The sequence below is a fragment of the Pandoraea sp. ISTKB genome, assembly GCF_001721285.1.
Taxonomy (GTDB): domain Bacteria; phylum Pseudomonadota; class Gammaproteobacteria; order Burkholderiales; family Burkholderiaceae; genus Pandoraea; species Pandoraea capi.
Genome location: NZ_MAOS01000045.1, coordinates 56,201 through 70,057, shown reverse-complemented (window position 1 = coordinate 70,057; position 13,857 = coordinate 56,201). Strand labels below are relative to the sequence as shown.

Annotated in this window: 9 protein-coding genes and 1 tRNA gene; 3 read left to right on the top strand and 7 right to left on the bottom strand. The window is 63.9% G+C overall.

Annotated elements, in window-relative coordinates; translation table 11 throughout:
* From A9762_RS17885 to A9762_RS17865, 5 genes are all read right to left on the bottom strand, one after another.
* Nucleotides 1–76: transfer RNA gene (locus A9762_RS17885), tRNA-Ala, on the bottom strand.
* Nucleotides 77–211: 135 nt separating this feature from the next.
* Nucleotides 212–1,396, bottom strand: a complete 1,185-nt coding sequence (locus A9762_RS17880) for a DSD1 family PLP-dependent enzyme (RefSeq protein WP_069343356.1) — start codon at nucleotides 1,394–1,396, stop codon at nucleotides 212–214.
* A gap of 49 nt (nucleotides 1,397–1,445) precedes the next feature.
* A complete protein-coding gene (locus A9762_RS17875; protein WP_069343355.1) occupies nucleotides 1,446–4,541 on the bottom strand; it encodes an FAD-binding and (Fe-S)-binding domain-containing protein in 3,096 nt (1,031 codons plus the stop codon).
* 177 nt (nucleotides 4,542–4,718) lie between these two features.
* A complete protein-coding gene (locus A9762_RS17870; protein ID WP_069343354.1) occupies nucleotides 4,719–5,996 on the bottom strand; it encodes an MFS transporter in 1,278 nt (425 codons plus the stop codon).
* Between the two features lie 203 nt (nucleotides 5,997–6,199).
* Nucleotides 6,200–7,420 (bottom strand): alanine--glyoxylate aminotransferase family protein, encoded by a 1,221-nt coding sequence (locus A9762_RS17865; RefSeq protein WP_069343353.1) that lies wholly within the window; start codon nucleotides 7,418–7,420, stop codon nucleotides 6,200–6,202.
* A gap of 187 nt (nucleotides 7,421–7,607) precedes the next feature.
* On the opposite strand from A9762_RS17865, the gene A9762_RS17860 reads away from it, so the two are divergent.
* Entirely contained in the window at nucleotides 7,608–8,324 is a 717-nt protein-coding gene (locus tag A9762_RS17860; RefSeq protein WP_069343352.1) for a GntR family transcriptional regulator, read from the top strand.
* 153 nt (nucleotides 8,325–8,477) lie between these two features.
* Here the strand turns inward: A9762_RS17860 and A9762_RS17855 are convergent, their stop codons facing one another.
* A complete protein-coding gene (locus tag A9762_RS17855; RefSeq protein WP_069343351.1) occupies nucleotides 8,478–9,134 on the bottom strand; it encodes a flavodoxin family protein in 657 nt (218 codons plus the stop codon).
* 559 nt (nucleotides 9,135–9,693) lie between these two features.
* Complete coding sequence (locus A9762_RS17850; protein WP_083254046.1) at nucleotides 9,694–10,530, bottom strand: IclR family transcriptional regulator; 837 nt, start codon at nucleotides 10,528–10,530, stop codon at nucleotides 9,694–9,696.
* Between the two features lie 288 nt (nucleotides 10,531–10,818).
* On the opposite strand from A9762_RS17850, the gene A9762_RS17845 reads away from it, so the two are divergent.
* Together A9762_RS17845 and A9762_RS17840 are read left to right on the top strand one after the other, a co-directional pair.
* Nucleotides 10,819–12,267, top strand: a complete 1,449-nt coding sequence (locus A9762_RS17845) for an NAD-dependent succinate-semialdehyde dehydrogenase (RefSeq protein WP_069343350.1) — start codon at nucleotides 10,819–10,821, stop codon at nucleotides 12,265–12,267.
* A gap of 122 nt (nucleotides 12,268–12,389) precedes the next feature.
* A complete protein-coding gene (locus tag A9762_RS17840) occupies nucleotides 12,390–13,682 on the top strand; it encodes an ABC transporter substrate-binding protein (protein ID WP_240493611.1) in 1,293 nt (430 codons plus the stop codon).
* The last annotated feature ends 175 nt before the right edge of the window (nucleotides 13,683–13,857 follow it).

The following is a 13,857-nucleotide window of genomic DNA, read 5'->3' as shown; positions in this document are numbered from 1 at the left end:
TGGTGGAGGTAAGCGGGATCGAACCGCTGACCTCTTGCATGCCATGCAAGCGCTCTCCCAGCTGAGCTATACCCCCGTACGGCGAAGAAGTGAGACTATAGCGTGCTTTTCAGAACTTGGGAAGCCCCTCACCGAAATATTTTGGCGCAGCGAGATGTCACGGTCATGACCCCATGCCCCTCCCGCCAGCGCCAGACGGTTCGCCGGGGGCTTACTGACTCAGACCGCGCGACTCGATGGGCCACAGCCCTTCGACTCGCCCATGTCGCACAGCCACATACCGGTCGTACAGGTTGACGGTCGGATCACAATGCCCCGGCACCAGCAGAATCGGCTCACCGAGCCACGGTGCGCTGTCTTCGTCCGGCGACGCCAGTTCAAGCACACCATGCTCGTCCGACGCCGTCCGGTAATGCGGCTTGCCTGCCTGCTGCGACGACCAGAAACGCGGCAGCCCCGAATCGGTCGCCACGCTCTTGAGCCCCGCGTCGCACACGATGATGCCGGCGCGCGCCGTGCTCATCACCGTCGACGCCAGAAACAACCCGTGACGGAAACGCCAGTCGTCGCGCCATTCGAGCGAGCCGTAGTGCCCGTCGAGAAACACATACGATCCCGGCTGAATCTCGGTGTAGACGCCGCTCTCGATATCGAACTCGGCCGTGCCCGTGCCGCCGCCCGTCACGACCGGGCAGGCAATGCCGCGCGCTTCGAGAAAGCGCACATAAGCCGAAGCCCGATCCGCGGCGAGTCGTGCCGTATCACGACGCTTGTCCCAACTGTCGATGTGCTGCGCACTACCGTGATACGCCTGCAATCCGCCGAAGCGCAAACCTTCGTAATGATCGATGGCGTCGACCAGTTGCGCCACGGCATCCGTCGAATCGACACCGCAGCGCCCCTGCCCGACATCCACCTCGGGCAACACGCTAATACGCACACCGGCACGTTGCGCCGCTTTGCCGAGCGGGGCGACCTGACGCACGTCGTCGACACACACGGAGAGCGAGACGCGCGCGGCCATCGCCACAGCCAGCGCCACACGCGCTTCGCCGACGAACTCGTTGCTGATGTGAATGTTGTCCACGCCCGCGTTGACGAACGGGATCGCCTCGGTGACCTTCTGGCAGCAGATACCGACGGCGCCTGCCGCCAGTTGTTTCCGCGCGATGGTCACGGACTTGTGCGCCTTCGCATGCGGACGCACCGCCACACCCCGCGCAGCCGCGGCACTCGCCATGCGCGCGACGTTCGCATCGAACGCGTCGAGATCGAGCAACAGCGAAGGCGTGGCGACCTGCGCAAGCGCATCGCCCACGCGCGCCACGGGCGGCACGGCAATCCCACCGGCCGCAGCGCTTGCAGACGTCGAAACCGTATTGACTGAATCTGGCATCACAATCCTTTGAAGGGCGTTCGCAGAAATTCGCACAAAACGTCGGCCATCAGACGGACGAGGCAACCGGCGAAGCAGGCAACGCACGCGCCAGCACACGCGCGACGTGCAACGCTTGCGCCTGCGCACCGTCGTGAATCTGATGTCGGCAACTCGTGCCGTCTGCCACCACGATGGCGTTGGCGCTGCGCTGACGTATCGCCGGCAACAGCGTCAATTCCGACATGGCGCGCGACGTGTCGTAATGCTCCGCCTCGTAACCGAAGCTGCCCGCCATGCCGCAGCACGACGATTCGATCGATGATACCTTCAGCCCCGGCACCCATCCAAGCACCGCCGTGACGGGCGAGTAGGCATCGAACGCCTTCTGATGGCAGTGACCGTGCACCAGCGCTTCGCCCACACCATCGGGCAGCGCCTGCCAGGCCACGTCGAGCCGCCCCGCCGCCTTCTCACGAACCAGAAATTCCTCAAACAGGAACGCGTTGTCGGCCAACTTGCGGGCCGCATCGCCGAAGCCATACCCCAGCACTTCGTCGCGCAGCGACAGCAGGCAGGACGGCTCCAGCCCCACGATCGGCACGCCGCGCTCGACGAACGGCATCACGGCATCGAGCAGGCGCCGGGCTTCGGCTTTCGCTTCGTCCACCAGCCCCGCCGCGAGGAAGGTACGGCCGCAGCACAGCGGCCGCTCACCCGCGCGGCGATTGACGTGGACGGTGTACCCCGCCGCTTCGAGCACCTGTTTCGCGGCGAGCGCGTTTTCGGGCTCCATATAGTTATTGAACGTATCGACGAACAGCAAGACCTGCCGCTCACCGTGCGCCGCTGCTGCCTCGCCCAGCGCGCGCTGCCGATCGAGGAACGACGCCTTCAGCGCGGGCACCGAACGCTCCAGCGCCAGCCCCAGCCAGCGCTTGGCCGTGTTGCTGCCCGGCAAACGCTGCGCCGCATCCAGCAGCCCGCCCACACGACTGGCCCACGGCGCGTAGCGCGGCAGATACGCGATCAGTTTGTCGCGCAACGACACGCCGTGTCGCTTGGCACGCGCATGACGCGCCTCGATCTTGAAACGCGCCATGTCGATGCCCGTCGGGCAATCGCGCTTACAGCCCTTGCACGACACGCACAGGTCGAGCGCGGCCTTCACGTCGTCGCTCGCGAGCCCCTCGTCGCCCAACTGACCGGAGACCGCCAGACGCAGCGTATTCGCGCGGCCGCGCGTGACGTGCTGTTCGTCGCGCGTCACCCGATAGCTCGGGCACATCGTGCCCGCGTCGAACTTGCGGCAATGCCCGTTGTTGTTGCACATCTCCACGGCGGACGCGAGGCCGTGCGTCGCGTCGCTGCCGGTATCCGGCGCGCTCTGCTCGCCGGTCAGGGCATCACGTTTGACGTTCCACGCCGTCCAGTCGAGCGCCGGCGTGATGGGCTTTGCTGCGTAGCCCGGCGCAAAGCGGAACAGCTCGCGCGTATCCATCTTCGGCGGACGCACCATCTTGTCGGGATTGAAGCGGTTCTCCGGATCGAACAGTTGCTTGATCTCTCCGAACGCCGCATTGATGCGCGGCCCGTACTGCCATGCCACCCATTCGCCGCGACACAATCCGTCGCCGTGCTCGCCCGAATACGCACCCTTGTATTCGCGCACGAGCGCCGCCGCTTCCTCGGCGATCTCGCGCATCTTCACGGCGCCATCGCGACGCATGTCCAGAATCGGCCGCACGTGCAGCGTGCCGACACTCGCGTGGGCGTACCAGGTGCCCTCCGTACCGTTGCGATGGAACACCTCGGTCAATCGGCGCGTGTACTCCGCCAGATGCTCCAGCGGCACCGCGCAGTCTTCGATGAAGGACACCGGCTTGCCGTCGCCCTTCATGCTCATCATGATGTTCAGCCCCGCCTTGCGCACTTCCCACAGCGCCTTTTGCGGTCCGGCGTCCGGCATCTTCACCACGCTGTCGGGCAGCCCGAGATCGGCCATCAGGGTGGCGAGGTCGTCGAGCTTCGCACGCAACACCGCAGGATCGTCCCCCGCAAACTCCACCAGCAGAATCGCCTGCGGATCCCCTGTGAGCGCCTTTTCGATCACGGGCCGGAACGCTGCGTTATCCATCGCCAGATCGATCATCGTGCGGTCGACCAGTTCCACCGCCACCGGTCCGAGCTTCACGATGTGCTGCGTGAGATCCATCGCCTGATAGAACGTCGGGAAGTTCACGACCCCGAGCGTCTTGTGCTGCGGCAGCGGCGCGAGCCTGAGCGTGATCTGACGGCTGTACGCGAGCGTGCCTTCCGAGCCGACCAGCAGATGCGAGAGATTGGCCACGCCGTCGTCGGTGTAAGCGCGCGGGTTGAGGCAATCGAACAGATCGAGGTTGTAACCCGCCACACGACGCAACACGCGCGGCACACGCTCGCGCAGCTCCGCCTGCTCACGCATGGCGATTTCGTGCACGCTGGCGAGCAGCGCCTTCGTGCGGGCATCCGTCGGGGGCGTGTGCAACGAGCCGAAGTGCAGTTGCGCACCGTCCGCGAGCACGGCATCGATGGACAGCACGTTGTGCACCATGTTGCCGTATTCGATGGAGCGCGAACCGCACGAGTTGTTGCCCGTCATGCCGCCGATGGTGCACTGCGCTGCCGTTGATACGTCGACCGGAAACCATAGCCCGTGCGGCTTGAGCCACGCATTCAGGTGATCCAGCACGATGCCCGGCTCGACGGTCACGGTACGCGCCTCGGCGTCGAACGCGACCACACGGTTCAGCCACTTGCTGTTGTCGATGACGAGCGCTTCGCCGATGGTCTGACCGCACTGGCTCGTGCCCGCGCCCCGCGCGAGCACCGGCACGTGCTGGTCGCGTGCAATGTCGAGGGCGCGGATCAAGTCCTCCTGATCGCGCGGCACCACGACCCCGATAGGGAATATCTGATAGATCGATGCGTCCGTCGCATAGCGGCCACGGCTCGCGCGATCGAAGAGCACGTCGCCGCGCATTTCACGGCGCAGACGTTCCTGCAACGGCGTGAGGGCCACGCCGCCGCGCTGCATCGGCATCAGATGCACGGGCTGGCTGACGAGGTTCGGACCCATGGCGGGATTGGGAGAGTGCGGCTCGCGGGCGTTCGATTGGGGATTCATGGCGTGGCTGGCGTAACAGGTCTGGCCGGCTACCCGGCTGCCCGGCAGGGGCTTTGCGGGGAGATGTCGCGGCTGTCGAAGATTCGACAGCCGCGACGATCAGGGGGACATCGTGCGCTTCATTTTGACTTCGAATGGCGCTTCATTCGTGCACCGGTTCGTGCACCTATCTGTTAATCAGGCAGGCTGACGCGCATTGCTCGTCTGCGCGGCGTCGCCGGCCACCGAGAACTTGCTCTCGGGCTGCATGCGGAAGGCCAGCACCACACCGACGGCCATCAGAATCATGCTGCCCACGAACGGCAGTTCCCAGTTGCCCGTGCGATCGATCAGATACCCCGAGAGCACCGGCGAGATGATCGCCGCCAGCGCCGAGCCGGTGTTCATCATGCCGCTGGCCGTGCCCGAGTATTCCGGCGCGACGTCCATCGGGATCGCCCACATCGGGCCGATCGTCATTTCCGCGAAGAAGAAGCCGAACGCCAGACAGGCCATCGACACGTACAGATGGTGCGTGAACATCATCGGCACGAGCGAGATCAGCGTGAGCGCCATGCAGACCGAGACCATCCAGCTACGGGCGCGCTTCAGATTGCCCGTGCGCTCGTAGAGCTTGTCGGTCACGATCCCGCCGAGCGTGTCGCCGATCACACCGGCAAAGAACACGCTGGAGGCGAACAGCGCCGACTTCTTCAGATCGAGGTCATAGCTGTGCAGGAAGTATTGCGGAATCCACGACAGGAACAGCCACAGCGTCCATCCATAGCAGAAGTACACGATGGTGACGGGCATCATGCGCTTGAACAGCGGGCCCCAGGGCACCGAACCGCTCTTGGCCTTGAGCGCCGGCAGCACGGCGAGTTCTTCCGTCGTGATGCGTGGGTGATCCTGCGGACGCTCAGTGAACGTCAGCGCCCACACCGCCACCCAGACCAGACTCACGATACCGCACAGGTAAAACGATTCGCGCCAGCCGTGCGTGGCCATGATGAACACCACGACAGCCGGTGCCACGGCGTTACCGATACGCGAGGCCGCGTGCGTAATGCCCTGCGCAAAGCCCCGCTTCTCTTTCGGAATCCAGCGCGACATGGCCGACGTGGCCGCCGGGAACGTCGCCCCTTCGCCCAGGCCGAGCAACAGACGCGCCAGCAACAGCGTGACGAGACCGCCCGCCATACCGGTCAGGATAGTCGCCACCGCCCACAACGCGCCGCACACGAGCAACGTGCGCTTCGCACCGAAGCGGTCGCTGACCCAGCCGCCGATGATTTGAAAGACCAGATAGGGGTAAGCAAATGCCGAGAAGACAAGACCGATTTCCGTCTTGCTGAGATTGAACTCTTTACCGAAGCCGGCCGCAGCCGTACTGACGTTGACACGATCGAGGTAGGTGATGAAATACATGACGCATAGCATCACCAGCACGACCCTTGTCGCTCTGAAAAGCTTCATTGCATGTCTCCTGAAACATCCTGTGAAGCGCCGCCCGCAGCAAGCCGGCAACGCAAAGGTGTTGCTGCGTCACGGGCTCTTCTGTAATGAAGCCCTGTGACGCGTGAATGACAATTAAAGCGTTTACTTCAGAGGCGCTGCTTACCCGGCATTACCGCGACATCAGCGCCCCTCGTCTCCTGGTAAGGACTACTAACGGCAGATCAGGCAGCGACCTTGAGCGACGGCATGTCTTTTGCCTGAGCGAGGTAGTCCATGGCGGCCACGACACCCGAACCGGCGAGCTTCACGCCAGAGATTTGCAGGCCCATCTCGCAGCCGGAGAGCGTGGCCATGAGCGTGAGGTCGTTGCAGTCGCCGAGGTGACCGATACGGAACATCGTGCCGCGAATCTTGCCGAGCGCCTGACCGAGCGACATGTCGAAGCGTTCGTAGATGCGCTTGCGCACTTCGTCGGCGTCCACGCCCTGCGGCATCACCACACCGGTGAGCACGGGGCTGTACACGGCCGGGTCCTGACACTGAATCTCGAGACCCCAGGCGTTCACGGCACGACGCGTGGCCTCGGCCAGACGCTGGTGACGCGCGAAGACGTTGTCCAGCCCTTCTTCGAGAATCATGTCGAGCGCTTCGGACAGCCCGTAGAGCAGGTTCGTGTTCGGCGTGTACGGCCAGTAGCCGTTCTTGTTCGCCTCGATGATTTCCTGCCAGCCCCAGAAGGCGCGCGGCAACTTCGCCTGCTTGCCGGCTTCGAGGGCCTTCGGCGAGACCGCGTTGAAGCTGATGCCCGGCGGCAGCATCAGGCCCTTTTGCGAGCCCGAAACGGTAACGTCCACGCCCCATTCGTCGTGACGATAGTCCGCCGAGCCGAGGCCCGAAATCGTATCGACGAGCAGCAATGCCGGATGACCGGCGGCGTCGATGGCACGGCGCACCGCCGCGATGTCCGACGTCACGCCCGTGGAAGTTTCGTTATGCACCACACACACTGCCTTGATGGCGTGCGCGGTATCGGCGCGCAGACGCGCTTCGATCATGTCCGGCTGCACGCCACGGCGCCAGCCTTCGGTGCCCGGCAGACCGATGAACTCCGGCTTGAGGCCGAGGTTTTCGGCCATCTTCTTCCAGAGCGTCGAGAAATGCCCGGTCTCGAACATGAGGACGGTGTCGCCCGGCGAGAGCGTGTTCGACAACGCGGCTTCCCACGCACCGGTGCCCGAAGCCGGATAGATCACCACCGGCTGTTCCGTCTTGAAAATCTTCTTGATGTCGGCGAGTACCTTGCGACCGAGGGCGCCGAATTCGGGACCACGATGATCGATCGTCGGATAGCTCATGGCGCGCAGAATACGATCCGGCACCGGGCTCGGACCAGGGATCTGCAGGAAATGGCGACCCGAGGGATGGAAATCGAGCTTCAACATGAACGTCTATCTCCTCTTGAAAAATTCGCTTTTGAATTTTGCATGCAAAATACTTTAGCAGAGCGCGAGACTTTCGCAAGGGGTGAGAAGCGCTTTTAATACAGTCGTTTACCCTAGAGATACGGTTGCCTGATACCGTGCGTTACAATCCCGCCCATACGGCTTGACGATGGCTGGATGATTTTGAATGCAAAACATGGATAACACGTCGACGATTTCCGCCCCAGAGATTCCGCGTGTCGAGCGTCTTCGCTTGCACGACACAGTCGTCGAGCACCTGCGCCGCCTCATCATCGAGGGGGTGCTCTCCCCCGGCGTCAAACTCAACGAGCGCGAGTTGTGCGAGACGCTCGGTATCTCCCGTACGCCATTGCGCGAAGCCTTCAAGGTGCTCGCGGCGGAGGGACTCATCGAGATTGCACCGAATCGCGGGGCGAGCGTCGCGCGCATGACGGAGAAGGAAATTCGCGAGATGTTCGAGCTCATGAGTGCGCTCGAAGCTTTCTCGGGCGAATTGGCCGCCGAGCGGATGACACCGGTCGAACTCGCCGAGATCAAGGCGCTGCACTACGCCATGCTCGCGTGCCGCGCACAACAGGATCTGCCGGGCTATTACGCGCGCAATCAGGCGATTCACGATCGCATCAACGAAGCCGCGCGCAACGGGGCCCTGCGTCAGACCTATGTGTCGATCAACCGGCGCCTGATGGCCCTGCGCTTTCGCTCGAACTTCCGTACGGACAAATGGGATCGCGCCATCGACGAACATGAGCAGATGATCGATGCGCTCGAAAAGCGCGATGGCAAACGTCTGGGCGAGATTCTGCGCAAACACCTGCTGGCCAAGCGCGACGCCGTCCTGCAAATCCACGCCGAGCCGGCAGAGAACGCCCCGAGCAACTGACGTCACCCCGGGTTTCGGTATCGGGAATCACATCCCGCAAAGACAAACGGCACGCGAGTGAGATCACTCGACGTGCCGTTTGTCTTCACTGGCCCGGCGGCTCCGACTCACACCCTGCGTGCGGCCGATGCGGCTGGCTTTCCTTCTTTCGCTTTACAGACGACGCTCCGCTGCCTCCAGCGCACGACGTGCGAGCACCGCCGGCGATTCCAGCACTTCGCCGGCCAGACGCGCCACCAGCGCTGCGACATTGCGGCCGTACTGCTTGCCCGCAATGACATCGGCCGGGTCGAGCGCGTAAGCCGCGTCGACCTCCACGCCCGGCGCCGTGACCGCCGGAAAATCTCCGGCGAAGCGCGTGATTGGCGAACGCGCCGCACCGCGCATCTCGAAGTCGGTGTCATCGGCTTCGGCGTCGGCCCACACCATGCCGTGCTGTGCAGCCAGCGCGGCAAAGTAGTCGAGCGTATTGCGCTTGTCTTCGCCCGAACGGCAGCTGAACGAGAAGCCGCCGGCAACCTTGTTGCGCCAGCTACGGGCGCGCCACATGCCGGTGGTCGCGTCGGCAAACGCTTTGAACGCCGTAGCGATACCGCCCTGGAAGGCCGGTGCGCCGAAGATGATGGCATCGGCGGCGGCCAGACGCGACAGCATGGCTTCGTCGTGCCATTGCCCATCGACGAGCTGGTGCGGCTCGATGCTGAAAAGTTGTGCGTGTGCGCCGGCGTCGTTCACGCCTTGCGCGACGGAATGAGCAATCATGGCGGTCGCGCCGCCTTGCGAGTAATAAACGATTGCGATATTGGACATGGCGTAGTGCTTCCCTATTGGATGTCCGCCCCATGGCACCGCCGGGATCGCGCTTCCCTACGCTTCCTCTGGCTTGTCTGGACATCAGTCAAGGCCAGATAATGCCAGTGATAACCCCTAGGGAATAGCCCGCATTCGTGGACATGACTGTTCCGCTAAAGATAACAATCGAATGACTGCGGGACGCTGTCGGCTCACGAACGCGAAACTGACAGGCAGATGACGGCACGCTGACAGCGAAGCCGGGCGGTGAAAACACGCCGCAGAGCGAGGGATCGCGCGGCGCGCGATGCGCACTAACGCTTTGGCCGCGACCGAAGGGCGTGAATGCTCAATTCACGTGGGATTCGCCTTCAATTCCCCTGTATATCGCGGGGCAATTATAGGGACATTCGCGGCGTCAGGCACAGCAGGTTGCGTGCATTTCCGAAACAGTTCCCAGAATACGACGTGAGATCCATTCAATGACACACGAACGTCACGTCCGACACCTGACGGCGCTTTCCCCCATCCGCGTGAGGGTTTTCGTGACGTTTCGTGAGCATGCCGCCACGCAATCTCAACGCCGCGACGGGGCGCCGAGACGTACCGACAACTGATCGGCCAGCTCGCGCATCTGACGCCCGATCCGCTGCCCGGTCTGCGCGTCGATTTCGTTGGTCAGGAAACTGACCGCCAGTCCCGCGACGGCGCGTTCGCCACTCGCATCGAACACCGGCGCGCCGAAACAGATCATGCCCTCCCGCATCTGCCCGTTATCGATCGAGTAACCATCGCGTCGCACCTGCGCCATTTCCTCCGCCAGAGCCGGGTACGTACCCACACTCGCGCGCGTGAGCGGCGCCGGCCAGGCGCCCGCGAGCAGGTCGGCCGCCTCGCCCGGCGGTAGCGTCGAGAGCATGGCCTTGCCGGTGGCGGTGTACGGGGCGGGCAAGCGCATGCCAATGCGGAACGTCACGCCCAGCGGGCGATTGCCGTTATGACAGGCCAGATAGATGACCTCGGCGCCATCGAGCACGGACAGCGTCACGGTCTCCTGCGCAAACGCACGCGAGGCTTCCCAGACCGCCCGGAACTCCTCGGTGATATTGGTCTGCGACAGAAACGCGTTCGCCCATCCCATCACATACGACCCCATCGTCATGCCGCCGTTGGCGTGACGCTTCACCAGCCGCAGCTTGACCAGCGTATCGCACAGCCCATGCAGCGTGCTCTTGGGCACGCCGGTCTCCCGCGCCAGATCGGCCAGCGCCACCGGTTCAGACGAGGCCGCAATCACATCGAGGATGTGCACCGCGCGCACCACGGCAGGCGCGGTGGTCTTGAGCGGCTCGTCGGAATGGGGGGCAGCAGCGAGAGAGGCGTTGGCAGGCAGATCGAGTTTGCGCTTTGGCATGAATCGGAAGTCTCTGGGATCTCTGGAAAAGTTGTCGACATCGTGCAGCGGCGCGGGTCACGTCTTCATGCCGGGCGCGCACGCCGCCAGCATGGTACGGGCAAGTCATTCTCATTGACGCCCTAGGAAAACCCCTTAGTTGCACCCGAAACGTTCAATACGTAGAATCACATTCAATACATAGAATACTGTTCAATAGATCGAACGGCAAGCGACAAACTGAGACACTGCCGCGGGCCGCTCCTCGTTCCTTCCTGAAGGAAACGCCGGCATCGCCGGCCAACTGCCATGCAACTCAAAGACACCCAACTCTTCAAGACACTCGCCTGGGTCGACGGTCAATGGATCGCGGCTGACAGCGGCAAGACTTTCGACGTGCTCGACCCCGCCACCGGCGAAGTGCTGGCGAAGGTGCCGGAACTCGGTGCGGAAGAAACCACGCGTGCCGTGGCCGCAGCGGAAGCGGCACAAAAGCCGTGGGCCGCCCGCACCGGCAAGGAGCGCGCCAATGTGCTGCGCCGCTGGTTCGATCTGATGATCGCGAACACGGAAGATCTCGCCTACCTCATGACCCGCGAGCAGGGCAAGCCGCTGTCCGAGGCACGCGGCGAAATCGCTTACGCCGCCAGTTTCATCGAGTGGTTCGCCGAAGAAGCCAAGCGGGTGGATGGCGATGTGCTCGCCACGCCCGCCGCCGACAAGCGCATCGTCACGCTCAAGCAACCGGTCGGCGTGTGCGCGGCCATCACGCCGTGGAACTTCCCGGCAGCGATGATCACGCGCAAGGTCGCGCCGGCGCTGGCCGCTGGCTGCGCCATCGTCGTCAAGCCGTCGGAACTCACGCCGCTGTCCGCCTTCGCGCTGGCCGAACTGGCGCACCGCGCCGGTATTCCGGCCGGCGTGTTCCAGGTCGTCACCGGTGACGCCCGCGCCGTGGGTGGCGTGCTGACGTCTCACCCGAGCGTGCGCAAGCTGTCGTTCACCGGGTCGACCGGCGTGGGCCGTCTGCTCATGGCGCAGTGCGCCCCCACGATCAAGCGCCTGTCGCTGGAACTCGGCGGCAACGCACCGTTCATCGTGTTCGACGATGCCGACATCGATGCCGCCGTCGAGGGCGCGCTCGCGGCGAAATACCGCAATGGCGGTCAGACGTGCGTCTGCGCGAACCGCTTCTATATTCAGGACGGTATCTACGACGCCTTCGCCGAGAAGTTCGCCGCACGTGTGGCCGAGATGAAGGTCGGCAACGGGCTGGAAGACGGCGTGGTGATCGGCCCGCTGATCGAAGGCAAGGCCGTGGACAAGGTCGTGACGCTCGTGGAAGACGCCAAGTCGCGCGGCGCACGCGTGCTAGTCGGCGGCATCGCGCATGCGCTGGGCGGCACTTATTACGCGCCGACCGTGCTCGCCGACGCCACCGCGCAAATGCGCATGGCCCGCGAAGAAATCTTCGGCCCGGTCGCCCCGCTCTTCCGCTTCACCCGCGACGAAGACGTCATCGCACTGGCGAACGACACCGAATTCGGCCTCGCCGCCTATCTGTATACGCGCGACATCGCACGCGCCTGGCGCACGTCCGAAGCGCTCGAGTACGGCATGGTCGGCCTGAACACCGGCCTGATCTCCAACGAAGTCGCTCCGTTCGGCGGCATCAAGCAATCCGGGGTGGGCCGCGAAGGCTCGCGCTACGGCATCGAGGAATACCTCGAAATGAAGTACCTGTGCCTGCAAGTGTGAGGTAAGGGGTCGGCCGGATGACGTCAACGCATCCGGCCGGCCCGGGCACCGCACCGGGGCATCAGACTCCGCACGTCCCAAAGTCGACCGGCAAGGTCGCAACACCACCAAAGGAAACCAGTATGAAGCGCGTCATCCAGCGCGGCATGAAGCCGCTCGCTCTCGCACTTGCGGCCGGTGCCGCCATCGCCTCGGTTGCCACCACGGCACACGCCGATGCGAAGCCGATCAAGATCGGCATCGTCACCTTCATGTCGGGCGCCGCGGCCGGTCCGTTCGGTGTGCCGGCGAAGAACGCCGCCGAAGTCACCGCTGCCGAACTCAACGCCGGCAAGGTGCCTGCGCCGTACGCCACGAAGGGCTTCGGTGGTGCGCCGATCGAACTCGTCTACATCGACGAAGCGGGCAGCACGAGCAAGCAGGTCAGCGAGTACCGCAACCTGCTCAATCAAGGCGTGGACTATGTGGTCGGCTACACGTCGTCGGGCAACTGCCTGGCCATCGCCCCGGTCGCCGAAGAAATGAAGAAGGTCACACTGTTCTTCGATTGCGGCACGCCGCGCGTGTTCGAAGACGCCAGCTTCAAGTATGTGTTCCGCCCGGTCGCCACGGCCACGATGGACAACGTCGGCGCCGCGCGTTACGTCGCCGAGCGCAAGCCCGATCTGCAAACGTACGCCGGTATCAACCAGAACTACGCGTGGGGTCAGGACGCCTGGGCCGACTTCGAAGGCACGCTCAAGGTCCTCAAGCCGAACGCGAAATCCGTGAGCTCGCAAATGCCGCAACTGGGCGCGGGTCAGTACAACGCCGGTATTTCGAGCCTGCTCGCCGCACACCCGGACGTGCTGCATTCGAGCTTCTGGGGCGGCGATCTGGAAGGTCTCGTGGTGCAGGCCGGTCCGCGCGATCTGTTCAAGAAGTCGCTGACGGTGCTGACCGCCGGCGAGACCGCCACGCACGGCAAGACCCGTCTGCCGGACGGCGTGATCATCGGCGCACGCGGCATGTATGGCATGTTTGCCCCGGACAACGCGCTGAACCGCTGGCTGCGCACGGCCTACAGCGCCAAGTTCAACGACACCCCGAGCTACCCGTCGTACAAGATGAACCAGAGCATTCTGGCGCTCAAGGCCGCCTATGAGAAGGCGCAGGCCGCCAACGGCGGCAAGCAGCCGACGCCCGAGCAGGTCATCGCGTCGTTCGAACATCTCGCCTTCGACGCACCGGCCGGCAAGATCGGTCTGACGCTGGGCAAGGGCCATCAGGCCGCACAAGGCACGGCGTTCGGCATCGTGAAGAACGTGAATGGCAAGGTCACCGTGACCGACGTGAAGCAGTACTCGATCGCGGAAGTCACGCCGCCCGAAGGCGTCAAGTCGGCCGACTGGATCAAGGGCGGCCTGAAGCACTAAGTCCAAGCCCTACGCCCGCATCACCGGGGCATCAAGACGTAATGAAGACGTCCTTCAGGACGTTTTACAAGGCACCAAGCCGGGACGGGCGAGTCCGCTCGCCCTCCCGGAAATGAAGCAGTACCCGCAGAGCCGGACCGACGCGTCTAAGTCGTTCCCCGCTTTGCGTTCCAAG